Raw genomic sequence first — 17,098 nt, 5'->3', positions numbered from 1 at the left:
CTTAATCCTCCCAACTCATTTTGCTGCGATTCTGCGCCTGTCGGTTACGCTGCTCACGCGCCTGATGCTGCGCCATAAGTGCCAGCGCATCGTCTTTGCTCATGCCTTCATGCATGTTGATTTCATACTGGTAACTGTTCTGGCTGCGGTCGGTAAATCCGCCGCCTGCGGACGGTGCCGACACGGGTCGATAAGGCGCACCGCCCGTTGCCAGGCTGTATTGCAAGCCGCCCGTAATTACGCCAGCGCCACCGGTAGCCATTGGATCGGGTGAAGGCACCTTGTCTTTAAGGCCATCAGATTTCGTATCGATGATGCCGAGCTTTTCCAGCACCCAATCAATGCCGCTCCGTAGCTGGTCGAGCGCATGGCTGGGAATTTTCAAAGCCTCGGCCAGCATGTTGCCGAATTTTTTGCCCATCTCCCCGGCAGAGGCCAGCTCCGTCTGCGTGGACTTAACCGGGTCAAGCAGCTTTCCAAACCACCCCCATAGTTCTTTGACCTTGCCGCCGAGCCATTCAAATGGCGGCTTGAGGGTGCCAAAGGATTCGCTGATTGGCCCCAATGCAGTGGTAAACCCTTCTGCAACGCCTGCCATAAATGCGCTGATAGGCTCCCAGTATTTACGAATCATCAATGCACCGGCCACGATGACCGCCACGACAGCTACGACCGGCAGCGTGATTAAACCAAGCGCCGCTGTTATAGCGCCGCCAGCGATACTGAATGCTGTTCCAAGTAAAGCTGCGCCTGCAATCAATGCGTTGATCCCTGCAACGACCGGCCATGCAACCAGACCAATCAATCCCAGCCCCGCGACAAGCGCTGTAGCTGCGCCCGTCAGCATGACAATTTTGGTTGTAAGTTCAGGATTGGCTTTCACCCAATTGCCAGCGGTAATAAGCCATTTGTTGGCGGTGGTCGTCAGCTTGCGAAGGGATTTGTCTTGCTGCTCAAACACTTCTATGCGCACGTCTTCCCAAGCCGATGAGAGGTTGAGCAGATCGCCATCAAGATTATCAACCTGAACATTTGCCACCTGTTTAGCGGCTCCGCCTGCGTTCATGAGGTAGCCGCGCTTTTCATCAAGCTTACCGTTCCCGGCTGCGTCGATAAGGTTGATAGCACCTTTCATCGCTTCTTCGCCAAAAATGGTTTTGATGTATTCCGCCTGCTGCGCTGTGCCGAGCCGATTCTTTTTGAATGAGGCATCAATGCTTTTCAGGATGCCAAACACCGGCAGCATGTTGCCTTTGCTGTCACGGGTTTTAATACCCAACTCTTTTAGCGCTGCGGGGGCTTGCCCGACAGGGGCCTGTAATCTGCTAAATACTGCGCTTCCACCGGTTCCCGCCATCGAACCCTTGATGCCGTTATCTGCCATCACACCAAGCATGGCGGTGGTGTCTTCAATGCCGGCACCAGCCGCACGCGCAACCGGTGCGACGTATTTCATTGCCTCGCCCAGCTCAAGCAGGTTGGTATTTGACTTGGTGAAACCCTTCGTCATTACGTCGGAAACACGCTGGATCTCCGCCATCGGGATTTTGAAAGCGGTCTGCATGTTGGTAACGATGTCAGCCGCCTCGGCAATATCGACCTTAGACGCCAACGACAGGTTTACCGTCGATTCCGTTGACGCCAGTATGGCGTCGGCATCGATATTCTTTGAGATGTATTTCGCCACGTAGCCGGTGGCACTGCCTTTATCGGGATCGATGGCTTCCGCATGAAAGCGCGCTCTGCGGGCCTTTTCGGTAGTTAGTTCAGTGCCATCTTCGCGCCATGCATAGTCGCTGATCACCTCACGCACGCGATCAACATTTTCAGGCAGCATAAACATCAGCATGTGCCAATGTGGAGTTGCATCGTGATGGGGTTCGGCAACACGAATGCCGAAGATGCGGATTTCTTCGCGATGCAGCTTGGCGCGTATTTTCTGCCACACGTTGCACAGATAACGCTGCGTGTCTGCCGGGCTGGCACCATTCCACTTGCGGTTACGATGACCGGTCTTGATAGTGGCGTGGTAGCGAGAAGGGGCGGTAACCGTATAAAACTCGCCGACAAAGCCCATCTCGTTGCAGATATTTTCAAATCCGCGAATGCGGTTCATCAATTCGCAGCGCTTAATGGCGGGATTGGACACGCTGGAATCAAACTTGTCGATTAAGCTGATCCTCTCGCCGGTTTCCTCATTCTCCAGCTCTAGCCCTTTAAGAAACTCTCGCGTGCGGCGTTTTTGCTCGCGCCACTCTGACACCGTCATATTGCTGGCATAGGGTGTATGTTTTTTGCTGACGTTGGCGAGAGCGATTTGCAGATGTTCACGCCAGGACGCCGCGATACGACGCAGGCGGCCTTTCCACCATTTCTCGGTTTGCATGCGCAAGATCGCGGGGGTGACTTCTTCCGGATCGAATAGGCGTGATGTGACTTTTTCCCACAATGGCGGTGTCTGATTAAACTCGCGAGTGATGGTGGCGGCGGTCATGTAAATGCGGTGCGTGTATTTATAATCTGATTCGTTGTCAGATTGAGCATGCGCCTGTACCAGCTCAGCCAGGGCAAAGTTGGCAATGTCGCCAGCCAGCAAATCAACATCGGCGCGAGCCATATCCGGCAAGCGGTTAAAACGACGCATTAACTCCCATAGTGCGCCACACGCTCTCGCCGCACCGACATCCTTAGTGGCATTTTCTGTCAGCAAATTAAACGTGCCGGCCTTCATTTCGTCGAGCCGATACTTTGCATTTACACATTCGACGCGTGGCAATGTGCGCTCAACAAAAGTCTTCGTTAAGTACGCATTGGCACGGGCAATGCCCTGTGATTTTTCCAGTTCGGCGACGCGTCGCCTGACATCGAGCTGAATCAGCGTTGGCTGCTGAGCGAGTAACTGCTCAGCATGCGCCAAAGCCGCAATCAACTGGTCGCGGCTTCGCAGTTCCTTATAAGTAGGATAGGGGCTGGCAATGGCTTCCCGTGGGGCATTCCACGGGTAAGCATATGTCTCTGTCATCAGGCATTGGCCTGCAGATGTTTTACGCGCTGCTCTTCAATCTCCTGACAAGAAACGCAGCGAGTAACGCCAAGATAGGCGCGCCGCCGCAATTCAGGAATTGGGGCGTCACAGTCTTCGCAGAAAGAAGCGTTAATCGCAGGGGCGCGGTTAACGATGAGCGCGATGTTACGTTCGAGCATTTCCTCGGTGCGCTGCTGCACTATATCCATTGAATCGGCCATTAGTGCGCCTCCGCGATTTGTGTCTGCAGTTTTTCAACTTCTTGCTGTAACAACTCAGCAGCCTCAACACATGACATTTCCTCACGGCGAATAGTCCAGGCAAGCACATTGAGGCGTGAGATCATTAATTCTGCTCGGTTGCGACGTTCCTCTTTTCGCGCGTCATTGAGCATCATGTCGAGTTCGATGTACGACTCAGTTTGTGTGGCTTCCAATAATTTACGTTGCATGTAATTTCCTGTTTTTGGGCAAAGAGAATCCCGGCGGGTTTACGCCAGTTAATTGCTTTGGGTTATTTAGTTAGAAAGCGTCATTCGCTTGGGGAATAAACTCACGACGGCTTTTAATTGGTTCATTGCACGTATGACGGCGGTTTTTTCATCGGTGCTTAATTCGCTAAAATCGGCGCTGTGTCGGTCTTTGCCAATATTTGCCAGGAAAAAGATGGCGCTCAGCGCGCGCTTATTGTCCTGATAGTTGCTGTCTCTTACATCACGCATTGAGTCGAAGAATCGCGTTAAATCCTTTTCACTGTCGCCGCCCTTAAATTGCGAGCGCAACAAGGCGACGTGGTTGAGTGCCGCGACACGTTGACCGGCGCTCAATTCGACAAGCATTGAATCGCCTTCGATAGCCATGATTTGCCTCTCTTGGGTGTTGCTTGAATTTGTGGTGCGCTTGAAACTTCTTTAACCGGATGCCAGCGCTTACCGTTGTCACCTAAAATCCAGCCATGTCCGTAGGACATTGACGGGCTGCGTCTTTTGAGCTGTGCAGCAAAAGAAATCATGACTGCACCTCAGACCACGCCAAATGACGCGCCAAGACCGCTGATCGCATCGACAGTTGAAGACAAAGCCGGGTTAGCCTGTATGCGCGCCTGGACGGCCAGTGCGGCGAGAGTTAAACAACGAATACCGCTGTTAACGTTTTGCAGCAGACTACGTTTGCAGCTAGCGCTCAATTGCTCAGTGGAGATTGCGCCAGCCGCTAACTGCCCAACCTCAGCGGTGGCTTTCATCACATACAGCGGTAGTTTGTCGTTGGCAACTTCGTTGACCGGCACGCAAGGCAAGCACTGGATTTGCGCAAGTAAGCCATCAATGAGCGTCGCGTCTTCGGTAACATCGGTAAGCACTAACACTTCTTGTACGGTGAGCTGATGAGGCTGATCGGGATTCAGCTTGTTACGCAGCGTTTGTGCTCGCATGCCTGCCTGCTGCGCAACGTCTTCCAAGTTGTGCGTTAGCGCGAACTTGCGGCATGCATCGTCGTAATAGTTATGGGTAGAAACTTTGAAATCAAACATAGTCAAATTCCTCACTGCCGAACACAATCATTGGCAAAGTTGAATGTTAACGTGACTGAAAGTCAGCTTCTTTCGTTAAAGCGATCATGTTGATGAGCACTTTTTCCATCTTGCGAGCTTTTGACCTGATTGGTAGGCGACCATCTTTCACCATCAGGCGGCAGGTTTCGTAAGGTATTCCGGTCACTTTTGCGAATTCCGGCAGCGACAAATAAGGGCTGCTCAAGGTAATTGAAAGTGGAGAATTCATCGTGCATCCTTGTTCGTTAAGGTAAATGCGGGTAATTGCGTTCGTTGATTCAATATTGACTACGTTACATTTCAAATTTGAATCAGTCAACGTTCACATGGTGGAAAAGTTGAATGGAATTTTCAGGCGGGCAAGCTTTAGTTGATAGATTATTGAAAGCCTACGGTTTTTCCACGCAGAGAGAATTAGTCGAAAAGATTGGTGTTGGTCATGGCACGGTCAGTACATGGATTCGCCGTGAATACTTTGCCGGTGAAGCCGTAGTGCAATGCGCCTTAGATACTGGAGTTTCACTTGAATGGCTTGCCACGGGAAAAGGTGAGCCAGCAATCGCTGTTGTTCGCGAAAGTGAACAACAGTCCTCTAAAGTTGAAAACCTGCCATTTAGTTCTATCGATTCTGGGCATCTGCAGCTGCGGGAGCCGGTTTCAATACAGGCTTCTTTATTGCCGTCAGGTCACAAGAAGGTTGAAGTCATTCAGGTGCCGGAAGTCAGCACGTTTTATTTGGTCGATAAAGATTTTGCCAAACCGACCGATGGAATATGGATCACTCAGCGCGCTGATGTTGTGCGATGCGAAACGTTGCAGAGAACGCCGGGCAATCACTGGCGTATCGAAGGTGTGGATTGGCCTGTTGATGAAGTTAAATTAATCGCGAAGGTTATAGGAAGTATCAAACATAAAATGTAATTGGGGGGGCTATGGACAGAAAACTCAGTGTTTATAACTACACACGCAACAGAGATAAGTTACTGGCAAATCTAGTCAATATCATAGAGGGTATGACATGTGACGGACAGGTTGATGCCAAAGAATTACTTTACCTTGATACTTGGTTATTGGAAGCTGAAGCAATCAGCGAAAATTATTGCGTCCAGGTTATTCGGGATAAAATTGCAGCCATTTTAGAAGATGGCATCATCGAAGAAGCTGAACTGAAGCAATTCAAAGATGACTTACTAAATATTCAACAAAACCTTCTCGATACCCCTGACGTTGACTTCTATTCAACCGAATCTGATAAACACCTTCTTGAAGGTCTGTGTAAAGGCATGTTAGCCAATCATGAGTTATCGGAAGATGAGATCCGCTATCTTCGTTGGTGGTTATCCAATAATGGTTTGTTAAAAACAAACTTCCCCGGTAAAGACCTTTATCTTCTGATTGAGAACATCTTGGCTGATGGTGTTGTAACACCTGATGAAAGAGAAGAACTGAAAGAGGCCATGATAGCCTTTACGGGCTGCGATTTAGCCACTGGATCGGTTGACGGTCTTTCAATTCGTTCACCGCTTGAACATGTGGATGAGTTAAAAATCAAAGGCTCTGTAGTTTGTCTTACAGGAAAGTTTCTTTGCGGATCGCGTTCCTCATGTGCCGCTGAAATTGAAGCGGCAGGCGGAATTGTAATCGATGACATCACTCAAAAATTAGACTACCTGATTATAGGAACTTTGAGTTCAAGAGATTGGCGCTATCAAAGCTATGGCCGAAAAATAGAAAAAGCCATCGAGTACCGTGAAAAGGGACACTCTTTGAAGATCATTAGCGAAGAACATTGGCGTCAGCATTCCGCTTGATGCTCATTATGTGGTCATGTTTAAAAGCCAGAAATCAAACATTGACCACTGTTTTTATATACAGTAAAAAGTCCTCATTTGTTTTTTGAGGAAACTGTATGTCTGTTAGAAAAGCCGAAAACGGAAAGTGGGTTTGTGATTTTTACTCGGCGGGCAGAGGAAGTAAGCGAATTCGCAAAAGCTTTGCAACTCGTGGCGAGGCTTTACGTTACGAGCGAGAGCAGCTCGCTAAAAACAGCGAATCCAGCATAAACACGATTGAGGCGGAAGCCCGCGCGGTTCGGCTTAGTGAGTTAGTTAATGATTGGTATGAATTACACGGAAGGTCTTTGACCGATGGCGATGCAAGGCTGCAAAAATTGAAATCACTCTGTCATAACTTGGGTGATCCAGATGCTTTCACACTCAACCAAGAAATGTTTGCGGGCTATCGTAAGCAGCGATTGGCGGGAGACTTCACCGCCAATCCAAAGCATGGTATCAAGAAACTACCGAAAGAAGCCACAGTAAACCGTGAACACGCTTACTTACGTGCAGTGTTCAATGAATTAAAAAGGCTAGGGCGTTGGAAAGGCGATAATCCACTCGATGGTGTGCGTCTCTTTCGGGAGAGTGAGAACGAACTGTCATTCTTATACGCGGAGGATATTAAAAGATTACTCCATGAGTGTGACGCATCATCAAATAAAGATCTTGGCATTATTGTACGTATTTGCCTCGCAACCGGCGCCCGTTGGAGTGAAGCCGAGCAGTTGAGGCAATCTCAAGTTATGCCATTTCGAATCACATATACCAATACGAAAAGTAAAAAGAATCGCACTATTCCAATATCGAAAGAACTTCATGCATTAATTCCCAAAATTCGTGGTCGACTATTTGACAATGCTTATGATGCATTCGGCTTTGCGATCGAAAGAGCAAATATTGAATTGCCGGACGGTCAACGCACCCATGTTTTGAGACATACGTTTGCAAGTCACTTTATGATGAATGGTGGAAATATATTAATTCTTCAGCAGATCTTGGGACATTCAACTATACAAATGACAATGAGATATAGTCATTTTTCACCTGAACATCTTGAGGCAGCTATACAACTCAATCCCTTTGACAGAGTGCTTAAAAATGATAAATGAAGCAACCGAATTATTGAGTATTTTCGTTCGTGTTGAACAAGATAAGCTGAACAAGCAGAGCATGCCTCATATGCCTACTTTGGGTAAAGCTTATGAGGAAATTACTAAACAAGGTATTAATCAGAATTTTGCAATCCCCAAGGGATTGCAGCTCAATGTTGTTAGTGGGTTCATAAGGGTTGGAGATGAGCTCATACCAAACCAAATTGACTGCATGCTAATCAGAGGTGAGGCCGAGAGATATGGCATAACAGATGAATACATATGTGACATTGAAAACGTACTAGCTATTTTCGAAGTTAAAAAAAATCTTAGTAAAGATGATTTCACTGATGCATACGAGCATTTGGCCGTATTGAGGAAGAAGTACAGTGAGTATTTTTCAAAAAAAATGGATGCCATGGAGGAGAGGCCCAACATAGATGTTGCCTCTGAAATATTTTCCAAGCTTACCGGCATAGCGGGTCCACAATGCTACGATGATATTTATTCTTTACCGGAGCAGCATCAAGTGCTCTTTTACTCGTTAGTGGTCGAACAACTCGCGCCTGTAACCATAATTCATGGATATGGTGGCTATAAAACTGAAAAAGGGCTTAGGGATGTTTTCGTTGATTATTTAGATGAGGAAAATTATCTAAAACAGCTAACTGAGAAGAAGCGCGCTCAAGAGGAAAAAAAAGGCGATTCAGTTACTATGATTCGTGGTATGAATAGCCTACCGACACTAATAATATCGAATGAATTCTCTTTGGTTAAAATAAATGGTCTTCCTTATTCATTTTCAATGCAAAATAATAAAGATGACTGGGTCGTAATAGCTTCATGCAGAGATAATCCACTTCGAATTATGCTAGAGCTTATATGGAGCAAGATCTCAGTTTTTTGTGGAGCGAATATGCCGTGGGGAGATGATGATCAGGCTGAAAACTTAGCACCATTAATTTTTGCAAAGGTTGTTCGCAAGGATGAACATTTAGGTTGGCATTATAGATCTTTTGAATTATCAGCTAAGAAGTTAAGATCATTAGTACCGATTAAATATGAACCATTTAGAATATCTAAGGCCGCAATTTACATTGTTCAACGTTTATCTTTTAAATCAGACGGGTATGCGATTAATGATGAAAATAGATTATTATGTAAACAAGCAGGATATGAGCTTGATGAAATAGTTGAAGAATTAATCTCTACCACTTACTTTGCTATTAACCAAAATAGTTTGTTTACTATACATAGGACCACCTACGTTCTTGATTTCGATGAATATGGAGTAGTAGATAGTCAGTTCCCTAGACTTAAACTTTGGTGCGATAAGAATAAGCTGAAGTTAGGAATGGTTTATTGTATCACGTTAAGTTAAATGACTACATTCATCCACATTGACCCAAGTAACCCCATATTGACCTTAGGAAAGTGCTGATTTTTCTTAACTTATTGAAATCATTGCTTCTATTAAGGTCTTTAAAATCCCTCGGCTTATGGCTGTGCGGGTTCAAGTCCCGCCCCGGGCACCATATTCGAAGTAGTAAAAAACCTAATAAAAGCAATACAATAAGCAGTAATGTCGTAACCGCCCAAGGGCGGTTTTTTTGTGCCTGCTGCTTTCTTCCTAATATCGCTTCCTAATATCAGACGCTCTTTTTCTGCCCACCGACAACCGGAACTACAACGATCTTACGGTCATATGCTGCTGTTTGTTCGACGTTCTTATGCCCGGTGATGGCTCTCTTCTCATAAATATCACCCTCAAGGTCAGACACACCTTTTGCTTTCAGATCGTGGAAGGTGAAATCGAAAAGCAGTTCTGGGAATTTAATACGGGCCTCTTCACGCGCTGCACTCCATCGGTTGTTGAAACCATCACGCGTATATCCTGAACCGTTTGGCTGGTGGATTATAAAAATGCTGCTCATTCCAGGCTTAAGTGGAAGTTGTGAAGCCATTCCGATGACCGCTGTAAGGCGAGGGGACCAGCCTTTTATTTGTGCAACACTAGTTTTACTCTGCTTGATCAGAATACCTTCTTCCATAATCTGGCTCTTTTTCATAGACAAAACATCTGCCTGTCTGGCGCAGCATAGATACGCTAACCCCATCGCAATTTTAACGATGTCTGGAGCACATGAATAAAGAGCTTTATATTCAGCGTCGGTAACGTACCGATCTCGGGATTCTTCCTTGAACTTTTTAACGCCTTTAGTCGGATTCCCTTTAACCATGCCGCACTCATATCCCCAGCGGTACATGCGTGACATAAAAGCTTTCTCGCGGTTAGCTTGTACACGGCTTTTTAAGCCGCGCTTATCCATATATTTCCTTATGTGCTCAGGCTTGATTGCATCTGATGGCATTGCGCCGAAAACGGCAAGAACGTGTTTAGAATATTTCAGATAGTCTTTTTGTGTTTCCCTAGCCAGTTCGAAGAAATCAGCAGACTTGAAGAAGCGCTCAGCCAATGACGTTAAAAGCTTGTCATCTGGTATCTCATTAATGAGCGCTTCATATGCCGCCCAAACTTTTGACTGAGGTGCATCGAAGCCGCACAAGCGAATAGCCCCCATTTTTGGGATGAAACTCGAATGCTGACCTGCCGCGATACACGCGGGGTGGCATCCAAGCATCTGCTGTGTTTTTACGTGTTCTTGCCATTAATCGAGAGCACCGAACTTTGGTTCATAGGTCTCCTGATCAGCAATCTTCCGATGTGTAATCGGATAGTTGAAATGCTGCCAGGTGGTTCTTGGTCTTCCATCACGTCTTACAACAAAGAAAATACCCGCCTGCTTAAGGCAATGGCATTGCTTTGACGGAATCTTGTAGCCGGTTATTTTTTCGATATCAGCATCAGAAATAATGTCGTTCTGCATAATCACATTCCCTCCACGCGTACCTGCTGCAACAGGTGTAATAGCTGTGACATGTCACAGAGTTAATTTGGTTTCATGCCAGTCGCGATTAGCCCAGCACGCTGCCTCGCCTTCACATGGGCAATCCTGCACAGGAAGTTGATCGCCACACTTTCCACTCAGCCGCTTACTGATTACCCGAATACGGGCACGCACACGTGCATCATCCTGGCGAATCAGAAAAGGAAAGCCGGAGTAATAGCTGAGGCTAATCCTGAGTAAAACGGTGGATCAATATTGGACCGTTAGTGTTGGTGAAAAGTGAATCACTTATAAACCGTTATTGACACTTGCGGATGTTCGCCCCGCCTTGCGAGGCGAGCAGAATAAACTCAGTACGTAATGACATGGTATCTCTCGCATCCTAGGGCATAAGCGACTCCATAAACGGGTTCTTATGCCTTAGTTGTAAGTGCCTACCATGTCCCCGAACAAGTGTTCACGATCTCCCCGGACTGTACACAAGACGGGGGGCCGGGAACTCTGCCGCAAGCATGCTATTTCAGATGCTACCTTTATATACTAGGCGCAAGGAGTTAGGCGGCATGGAAGTCCCTAAAGTGAAGCGGCTCAAGTCACTTGAAGAGTAGAACGCCCGCCTCAGGAAGCTGCTCGCTAAAGCCATACTGTATAAGGAGGCGCTTCAGGTGGCTTTGGGCCGAAAGTTCTGACGACAGACCAGAAGCGGGAAACCGTGAAAATCATGTGTGAGACAACGGGTCTGTCGCAACGCCGTGCCTGCAGACTGGCTGATCTGTCCCTTTCAACCTGCCGTTATTCGGCTCAGAGTCCGGCTGCTGACGCACAGCTATCTCTGCGTATCACAGAGCTGGCACTTGAACGTCGCCGATTTGGTTACCGGCGTATCTGGCAGTTATTGCGCCGGGAGGGCCTTCACGTCAACCACAAGCGGGTTTACCGCATCTATCACCTTAACGGTCTCGGTGTAAAACGCAGGCGACGCCGTAAGGGTCTGGCGACTGAGTGGCTTCCGCTTCTTCGCCCGGATGCGCCGAACCTGACATGGTCGATGGATTTTGTCCTGGATGCACTTGCCAGCGGCCGCCGGATTAAGTGCTTTACCTGCGTGGATGATTTCACGAAGGAGTGTCTGACGATAACCGCCGCTTTCGGTATTTCAGGCGTTCAGGTCGTGCGTATTCTGGACGGCATTGCGCTGTTTCGTGGCTATCCGGCAATGATAAGAACCGATCAGGTCCTGGAATTTACCTGCCGTGCGCTCGAACAGTGGGCTTTTGAGCATGGCGTAGAACTGCGACTTATCCAGCCGAGTAAGCCAACACAGAACGGATTTATTGAGAGTTCTAACGGACTCTATCGGGATGAATGCCTGAATGAGCACTGGTTCAGCAATATTCTTCATGCCCGGAATATCATTAATGACTGACGGCAGGACTATAACGAGTCCAGACCTCATTCATCGCTGAATTACCAGACACCGTTTGAATTTGCAGCATGCTGGCGAAACGGGAAATATTAAGAAAAACCAACCGACATTACTAACTGAAAGTTGTATCTAATACTGGGGGCAGGCCAATTGCGATCGATATTTAATGATGAAATATTTTTCTTCCTCTAAATTAGGATTCTAATCAGATGATAACAAGCCAAAATACGGTGTTGGAACATCTGATGAAAAATGGTTGGCGCTCTTGAATGATGCGGTAGCAGAAAGATAATGGATGCTACTCACTCGAATGGTAATTCGATAATAACAGTTCCTTCAGAGCCTAACAGAGAGGAAGTCATTTCAATTTCTCAAAATATAAAGAGCAATCTTATGACCTAGGCCTTAAAGCTATTGCACTATTTCAGTTTTCGGTTGGTTTTGAAGAGGATGCAGAAAGCTAAGAACCATATCTGGCAGCGTAAAAAAACGAATTTTTTAATGAAAACACATGCGTCCAAAGTTGCTGGTATTTAATGGCCTAATTTACCGTAAGCTTAATCAAATTAATTGCAAGACATTTGAGGCCCGGGATGACCGGGCCTGAACTTCTAATAACTAATCATTGCGGCACATATTACAAGACCTAACCGGTATAAAACAGCAAAATTCAAAGCCTCAATCGTTTTTCATCTTAAATCAAGATTGTTAACAACTAAATTTCTCAACCCTATACCCAAAACTCTGGCATCTCCACTCTCACCGTTTGAAAGAGGAGATGAGGGGTGCACAGGCGTAATTTCTATCTCATTAGAGTGCTGATTATTAGCAAACGATAATCCTTGTATGTTTCCGATTGTTTTGAAATCTACTCGTTTTGTTTCACTCCCCACCTTGATATCGACCAATCCTCTTTCACCATCTTTATAGGCGCTTGCTTCTAACTCTATGCTCACGTTCTCTGGGAGAGGGCGTTTTGTCTGGATGATAACGGACTTACCTTTAGAAGCATCACTCCATCTTCCCCAATCTTCTCGATGAGATAAGCCAGTCATATTTTTTACATACTCGGGCATACCGGGGTAACTAAAGTCAATTTTTTTGCCCGGATACCGCAGTTCGCTTAATGGGGTTTGCAGTTGAGACATTCGATCTTTAAAGCTAGTTTCAGAATTTGTAGCCTTTGATAAATCATAGGTGAATTGATTATTATCATTATCGATTTTGCTCAGGAAGATTCCGCCGTCATTTTTGCCATAAGCGACGCACAATCCAGGCTCTATTTTATCAGTGAATACATGTGTTATCTTGAAGCAATCATCAACCCATAAAAACTGGGTTCCCTTATCAAACTCAGAGAGTTGCGTAGTCAATGGTACGCTTACATCTCTGTCAAAGTAAGGTTCTATTGAATCCTTGGTGATTTTCAGAAGAACCGGAAGTTTAAAAGAAGTCTCAGGAAGTTCAATCTGCATTGCATTCTTATTAATCACGAAATTTTTTATTGATTTCGGGAAACCCCACAAGGCAATTACTGAGTTTTTCCATGAGTTGACCTTTTCAGTCATATCTGGGAACTTCTCATAAAGAGTTTCAGTTTTAAAGGAGCTTCTTCCAAGGCCGATCAGTGAATCCCCCCCCATAGCATCAAGAACCGTTGCACCGTTATCGAGACTGCTTCTCTCTTTGCTTAAATCAACTTTCCGCGCAATGCCATCGCTGTCAATAAGCATGAACAGGTTTCTGCGAGGATGAGAAATCAACGCGTCATGGGCTGTATTGTTCATGGCCAGATGGTCGGAGGTCACAACAATAATAGTGTTTTTAAACTCTGGAGACGATCTGACTTTGTTAATGAATTTGGCTATTTGTTCCTGTGAGCAGAAAACTGCTGACATAGATGAATTGAGTTTCGCATTGTACATGTACTCATCTTTGCTGCATGATTTGTTAACAAATCCGTCAGGATGGTGAGTATCTACAGTCAACAAGAAAAGACCAAATGGCTTGTTTGATTTTGAAAGTTCCTGATACTGCTTGAAAGCTAGTTCCAAAATAGTATCGTCATACCAGCCCCAATCATTCACATAAGAACGGTCAGCCACACTGGCGGCTAATTCTTGGCGGCCAAAAACATGGTTAAACCCATGATTATCAAAGAATAATCTTTTTCCTCCAAAATCAAGATCTGCACCTTGATAAAAGTAGAGTTCATAACCTGACTTTTTAAGTATATCTCCAAGGCAGGTTGTTCCGGGGAAGAACGAAGCCAGAGAGTCAGACGAGTTTCCAGAGAAAGGAGCGAATAATGGGATGCCACATTGTGATGAGACAATCCCTGCGATAGTATAATCTGTACCTGGTAATTGAATAGTGTTATTAAAATCGTATGACTGTTCTTTTATAGATGAAAGATCATCGGTCAAGTTAGGAAACCATGATTTATCAAAGTAAGTTCTTTCCAGACTTTCGCCATAGATATAAATTACATTTTTAGTTGGTTTCTTTGTCTGGTTTGAAGGATCAACATAATACTCTGAAAAATCTTTTGATTCGTGAAGTCTTGAGTTGATAATTTTATATAGCCCAACGACTCCCGGGTTGATAATTATCGATGCCAAAATTAAGATGAATATCTTAAGTAAATCTTTTCTATTTGCTTTTTCTGGAATGATTTTTTTTACATTCACCGACTTCCACATCATGAAAACCATGCACAGGAACGTGATCAATATAATTGAGAATGGTAAGATGTATTTTTGAACGCCAGCCCCTTTCAGGTCACTAAGAAGAGTGTAAACAACAGATTCGTTTATCCCCGCCCCTGTAAAGTAGTTGGCTCCAACATAAAAAAAGCTAATGAATAATATTATCGTATACAACGCAATGATAAAGATTTTTTCTGTCAATTTTTGTGATAAAAGCTTCCTTGCCAAAAGTAGTGAAATGGCCAGAAAAATTAGTGAAATAAACAGGCTAAGCATTTTGAAATCTCATCTTGATATTATTAAAAATAATCACGGTTTAATTTTAACGGGCTATAAGCATGTTTTTAGCAGAACTAAGATAATCATACATTGAATATATCGTTAAAGCAGTTGAAGCATACAAGGCAATTATCCCGATTGATGTTATGGTTAACCCACTTCGCCACAGTAGCGCAGTCAGGCATATCATTTGCAATGATGTTTTAACCTTACCTGCCCTTGAAACCTTAACCGAGCTTCGCTCTCCAAGTTCAGCCATCCACTCCCTGAGTGCTGAGATAATAATCTCACGGGCGATTATGATTGCTGCAGGGATGGTGACCCACCATGAGTGAAAATGTTCGGCTATGAGAACTAAGGCGATGGTGATAAGAACCTTATCAGCTACTGGGTCGAGAAACGCACCAAACTTTGTAGTCTGATTGAGCTTCCGAGCTAGGAAACCATCAAGCCAGTCTGTGGCTGAAGCGACAAGAAAAATTATGGCTGTCATAGCCGTTGACCATGCTGAATCCATGTAATTTGTAATTACAAAAAATGGAATCAAAAAAAACCTAAGCAAAGTCAATGAGATGGGAATGTTAAGTTTCATTGTTAATTTGGTCAAAGTGGGGATAGACTATGTTGCTACACATTACTTTTTATGACAAGGATGTGATTTAAAAATATTTGAATTTTCACCTCTCACATCACTCTGGCATCAATTCAGCCCGTCATGTTGATCTGATATAGCAGTATGGTTACATATGTAAATTATATAAATAGCGAGCTAACACAGTAGAGATGGGGCCACAAAACCGCCACTAGAAGCTGGGAAACGCATATTTTGTTTCTACCCATATTGTTTATTGTGAAGCTACCAAACTTTTCGTAGTGAATCGCCACGGGTTTAACAGACACCTCAGGGTCATTTAAAATGACTTAAAGAGAGGTGCCCATGAGCGGTAAGCGTTATCCCGAAGTCTTTAAAATTGAAGCAGTGAAACAGGTTGTTGATCGTGGCCATTCTGTTTCCAGGGCTGAATCACGTCTCGATATCAACACCCACAGTCTTTACGCCCGGATAAAGAAGTACGGTCAGAATTCTTCCGCTAATAATGAGCAGTCAGATGTTCAGAACGAGATTCGTCGGCTTCAGAAGGAGCTGAAACGGGTAACCGACAAACGGGACAAATTAAAAAAAGCCGCGGCCTACTCCGCAAAGCTGTACGACTGGGGTATGCCTTTATCCGTGAAAATGTCCTTTGCTGGCCTGTTCGTCTGCTCTGCAGGGTGCTGGGTGCTCATCCCAGTGGCTTCAACAGCCGTACTCACAGCGCCATCAGCTGGACCTGAGACAGACAGGACAGATAAAACAGTTTTGGCTGGAATCGGGATGCGTTTATGGCTATAGCGAAATCCATCATGATCTGCGAGATAGCGGGCAGCAGTGTGGAGTGAACGGAGTGGTGCGGCTGATGAAGTTTGCCGGGATAAAGGCTCAGGTCGGGTACCTAAGCCCACGGGTACGCAGAGGCGAGACCAGTGTCATGTCACCTACAGGATACAGCGACAGTTCAATCCATATGCTCCGGATGAGCGTTGAGTGACGGACATAACATACATCAGGACTCACGAGGGCTGGCTGTATCTGGCCGTGGTTGTTAACCTTTTCTCGCGCAAAATTATCGGCTGGTCAATGCAATCCCGGATGACGAAGAACATTGTCTTGAAAGCACGGATTATGACCGTATGGCGACGTAATCCCCAAAAAGAGGTACTTGTTCACTCAGATCAGGGCAGTCATTACATATGTCACGAGTGGCAGTCATTCCTTGAGTCGCATTTTATTGTAGGTAGGATGAGTCGCCGCGTTAACTGTCACTATAATGCGATAGCAGAAAGCTTTTTCCAGCTACTGAAACGCGAAAGAATAAAGAAAAAGATGCAAGGAACGCGTGAAGAAGCCCGCAGCGAGCTTTTGGATTACATTAATATGTTTTATAACAGTAAGAGTCGGCGTGGTTCGAGCAATCAGATGTCACCCACAGGATATGCAAATCAATATTATCAACGGCTCGGAGTGTCTAGGTTATCTGTGGTGATTCTGGGAGATTCTGGCACCGGTTAAGGTATGACTAAGATACTAAGGGGAAAATGCTAAGATTATGACCAGGTAATCAAATCAGCCGTCTAGGCGGCAGACATGTGCCGCAACCATTTTTAGTAGACCGGAGAGTGGCTCACCAAAGGTTAGCCGTTCACTTCGTTCCTGCCAGAAAAATTCATATA

14 protein-coding genes and 4 pseudogenes are annotated in these 17,098 nt (G+C 45.5%); 6 read left to right on the top strand and 12 right to left on the bottom strand.

Annotation, left to right across the window (positions count from 1 at the left end; translation table 11 throughout):
* Position 1: 1 nt before the first annotated feature.
* The 7 genes from AAGR08_RS11575 to AAGR08_RS11545 all read right to left on the bottom strand — a co-directional run bounded on the left by AAGR08_RS11575 (position 2) and on the right by AAGR08_RS11545 (position 4,805).
* A complete protein-coding gene (locus AAGR08_RS11575) occupies positions 2-3,022 on the bottom strand; it encodes a phage tail tape measure protein (RefSeq protein WP_345826917.1) in 3,021 nt (1,006 codons plus the stop codon).
* Complete coding sequence (locus tag AAGR08_RS11570; RefSeq protein WP_345826916.1) at positions 3,022-3,246, bottom strand: TraR/DksA family transcriptional regulator; 225 nt, start codon at positions 3,244-3,246, stop codon at positions 3,022-3,024. Before AAGR08_RS11570 ends, AAGR08_RS11575 begins: the two co-directional genes overlap by 1 nt.
* The gene (locus tag AAGR08_RS11565) at positions 3,246-3,476 is read right to left on the bottom strand and encodes a DUF2732 family protein (RefSeq protein WP_345826915.1); all 231 of its coding nucleotides are present in this window, start codon (positions 3,474-3,476) and stop codon (positions 3,246-3,248) included. Before AAGR08_RS11565 ends, AAGR08_RS11570 begins: the two co-directional genes overlap by 1 nt.
* Before the next feature lie 66 nt (positions 3,477-3,542).
* On the bottom strand, positions 3,543-3,884 hold the full coding sequence (locus tag AAGR08_RS11560; RefSeq protein ID WP_345826914.1) for a DUF5347 family protein: 342 nt from the start codon (positions 3,882-3,884) through the stop codon (positions 3,543-3,545).
* Positions 3,848-4,036 carry a phage filamentation protein Fil family protein gene (locus AAGR08_RS11555; protein WP_345826913.1) on the bottom strand — a complete coding sequence of 63 codons (189 nt, stop codon included), beginning with the start codon at positions 4,034-4,036 and terminating at the stop codon, positions 3,848-3,850. Before AAGR08_RS11555 ends, AAGR08_RS11560 begins: the two co-directional genes overlap by 37 nt.
* Before the next feature lie 9 nt (positions 4,037-4,045).
* Positions 4,046-4,555 (bottom strand): phage regulatory CII family protein, encoded by a 510-nt coding sequence (locus tag AAGR08_RS11550; protein ID WP_345826912.1) that lies wholly within the window; start codon positions 4,553-4,555, stop codon positions 4,046-4,048.
* Positions 4,556-4,601: 46 nt separating this feature from the next.
* Complete coding sequence (locus tag AAGR08_RS11545; RefSeq protein WP_154152823.1) at positions 4,602-4,805, bottom strand: DNA-binding protein; 204 nt, start codon at positions 4,803-4,805, stop codon at positions 4,602-4,604.
* A gap of 113 nt (positions 4,806-4,918) precedes the next feature.
* Between AAGR08_RS11545 and AAGR08_RS11540 the strand changes: the two genes are divergently transcribed.
* The 4 genes from AAGR08_RS11540 (at position 4,919) to AAGR08_RS11525 (ending at position 8,886) form a co-directional block, all read left to right on the top strand.
* Positions 4,919-5,497: a helix-turn-helix transcriptional regulator gene (locus AAGR08_RS11540; RefSeq protein WP_345826911.1), complete on the top strand. Its 579-nt coding sequence runs from the start codon at positions 4,919-4,921 to the stop codon at positions 5,495-5,497.
* 11 nt (positions 5,498-5,508) lie between these two features.
* On the top strand, positions 5,509-6,387 hold the full coding sequence (locus AAGR08_RS11535) for a BRCT domain-containing protein (RefSeq protein ID WP_345826910.1): 879 nt from the start codon (positions 5,509-5,511) through the stop codon (positions 6,385-6,387).
* 98 nt (positions 6,388-6,485) lie between these two features.
* Entirely contained in the window at positions 6,486-7,523 is a 1,038-nt protein-coding gene (locus AAGR08_RS11530; RefSeq protein WP_345826909.1) for a tyrosine-type recombinase/integrase, read from the top strand.
* Entirely contained in the window at positions 7,513-8,886 is a 1,374-nt protein-coding gene (locus AAGR08_RS11525) for a DUF6602 domain-containing protein (RefSeq protein WP_345826908.1), read from the top strand. Before AAGR08_RS11530 ends, AAGR08_RS11525 begins: the two co-directional genes overlap by 11 nt.
* A 268-nt stretch (positions 8,887-9,154) precedes the next feature.
* Here AAGR08_RS11525 and AAGR08_RS11520 read toward each other — a convergent pair.
* From AAGR08_RS11520 to AAGR08_RS11510, 3 genes and pseudogenes are all read right to left on the bottom strand, one after another.
* Positions 9,155-10,175: pseudogene (locus AAGR08_RS11520) on the bottom strand (tyrosine-type recombinase/integrase).
* Positions 10,175-10,393, bottom strand: coding sequence for a DUF4224 domain-containing protein (locus tag AAGR08_RS11515; RefSeq protein ID WP_345826907.1), 219 nt, complete (start codon positions 10,391-10,393; stop codon positions 10,175-10,177). The pseudogene AAGR08_RS11520 and the gene AAGR08_RS11515 overlap by 1 nt, the downstream one beginning before the upstream one ends.
* A 331-nt stretch (positions 10,394-10,724) precedes the next feature.
* Positions 10,725-10,817: pseudogene (locus tag AAGR08_RS11510) on the bottom strand (hypothetical protein); the annotation flags it as partial.
* 90 nt (positions 10,818-10,907) lie between these two features.
* Between AAGR08_RS11510 and AAGR08_RS11505 the strand changes: the two are divergent.
* Positions 10,908-11,933: pseudogene (locus tag AAGR08_RS11505) on the top strand (IS3 family transposase); the annotation flags it as partial.
* Positions 11,934-12,529: 596 nt separating this feature from the next.
* On the opposite strand, the gene opgB reads toward AAGR08_RS11505, so the two are convergent.
* Positions 12,530-14,824: a phosphatidylglycerol--membrane-oligosaccharide glycerophosphotransferase gene (gene opgB / locus AAGR08_RS11500; RefSeq protein WP_345826906.1), complete on the bottom strand. Its 2,295-nt coding sequence runs from the start codon at positions 14,822-14,824 to the stop codon at positions 12,530-12,532.
* Positions 14,825-14,870: 46 nt separating this feature from the next.
* Positions 14,871-15,419, bottom strand: coding sequence for a CDP-diacylglycerol--glycerol-3-phosphate 3-phosphatidyltransferase (pgsA, locus tag AAGR08_RS11495; RefSeq protein ID WP_345826905.1), 549 nt, complete (start codon positions 15,417-15,419; stop codon positions 14,871-14,873).
* A 345-nt stretch (positions 15,420-15,764) separates the two neighbouring features.
* Between pgsA and AAGR08_RS11490 the strand changes: the two are divergent.
* Positions 15,765-16,937 (top strand): annotated as a pseudogene (locus AAGR08_RS11490) (IS3 family transposase).
* The last annotated feature ends 161 nt before the right edge of the window (positions 16,938-17,098 follow it).

Source organism: Pantoea sp. BRR-3P (genome assembly GCF_039621635.1).
GTDB classification, from domain to species: Bacteria; Pseudomonadota; Gammaproteobacteria; order Enterobacterales; family Enterobacteriaceae; genus Pantoea; species Pantoea floridensis.
The sequence above is the reverse complement of the archived record's forward strand: the minus strand, read 5'-3'. Positions and strand labels throughout refer to the sequence as shown.

What these genes read in the sequence shown, in the direction of transcription:
- AAGR08_RS11530 (WP_345826909.1), top strand. Translation starts at nt 6,486, where the DNA reads ATGTCTGTTAGAAAAGCCGAAAACGGAAAGTGGGTTTGTGATTTTTAC.
- pgsA (WP_345826905.1), bottom strand. Translation starts at nt 15,419, where the DNA reads ATGAAACTTAACATTCCCATCTCATTGACTTTGCTTAGGTTTTTTTTG.
- AAGR08_RS11545 (WP_154152823.1), bottom strand. Translation starts at nt 4,805, where the DNA reads ATGAATTCTCCACTTTCAATTACCTTGAGCAGCCCTTATTTGTCGCTG.
- opgB (WP_345826906.1), bottom strand. Translation starts at nt 14,824, where the DNA reads ATGCTTAGCCTGTTTATTTCACTAATTTTTCTGGCCATTTCACTACTT.
- AAGR08_RS11560 (WP_345826914.1), bottom strand. Translation starts at nt 3,884, where the DNA reads ATGGCTATCGAAGGCGATTCAATGCTTGTCGAATTGAGCGCCGGTCAA.
- AAGR08_RS11565 (WP_345826915.1), bottom strand. Translation starts at nt 3,476, where the DNA reads ATGCAACGTAAATTATTGGAAGCCACACAAACTGAGTCGTACATCGAA.
- AAGR08_RS11515 (WP_345826907.1), bottom strand. Translation starts at nt 10,393, where the DNA reads ATGCAGAACGACATTATTTCTGATGCTGATATCGAAAAAATAACCGGC.
- AAGR08_RS11535 (WP_345826910.1), top strand. Translation starts at nt 5,509, where the DNA reads ATGGACAGAAAACTCAGTGTTTATAACTACACACGCAACAGAGATAAG.
- AAGR08_RS11555 (WP_345826913.1), bottom strand. Translation starts at nt 4,036, where the DNA reads ATGATTTCTTTTGCTGCACAGCTCAAAAGACGCAGCCCGTCAATGTCC.
- AAGR08_RS11570 (WP_345826916.1), bottom strand. Translation starts at nt 3,246, where the DNA reads ATGGCCGATTCAATGGATATAGTGCAGCAGCGCACCGAGGAAATGCTC.
- AAGR08_RS11550 (WP_345826912.1), bottom strand. Translation starts at nt 4,555, where the DNA reads ATGTTTGATTTCAAAGTTTCTACCCATAACTATTACGACGATGCATGC.
- AAGR08_RS11540 (WP_345826911.1), top strand. Translation starts at nt 4,919, where the DNA reads ATGGAATTTTCAGGCGGGCAAGCTTTAGTTGATAGATTATTGAAAGCC.
- AAGR08_RS11525 (WP_345826908.1), top strand. Translation starts at nt 7,513, where the DNA reads ATGATAAATGAAGCAACCGAATTATTGAGTATTTTCGTTCGTGTTGAA.
- AAGR08_RS11575 (WP_345826917.1), bottom strand. Translation starts at nt 3,022, where the DNA reads ATGACAGAGACATATGCTTACCCGTGGAATGCCCCACGGGAAGCCATT.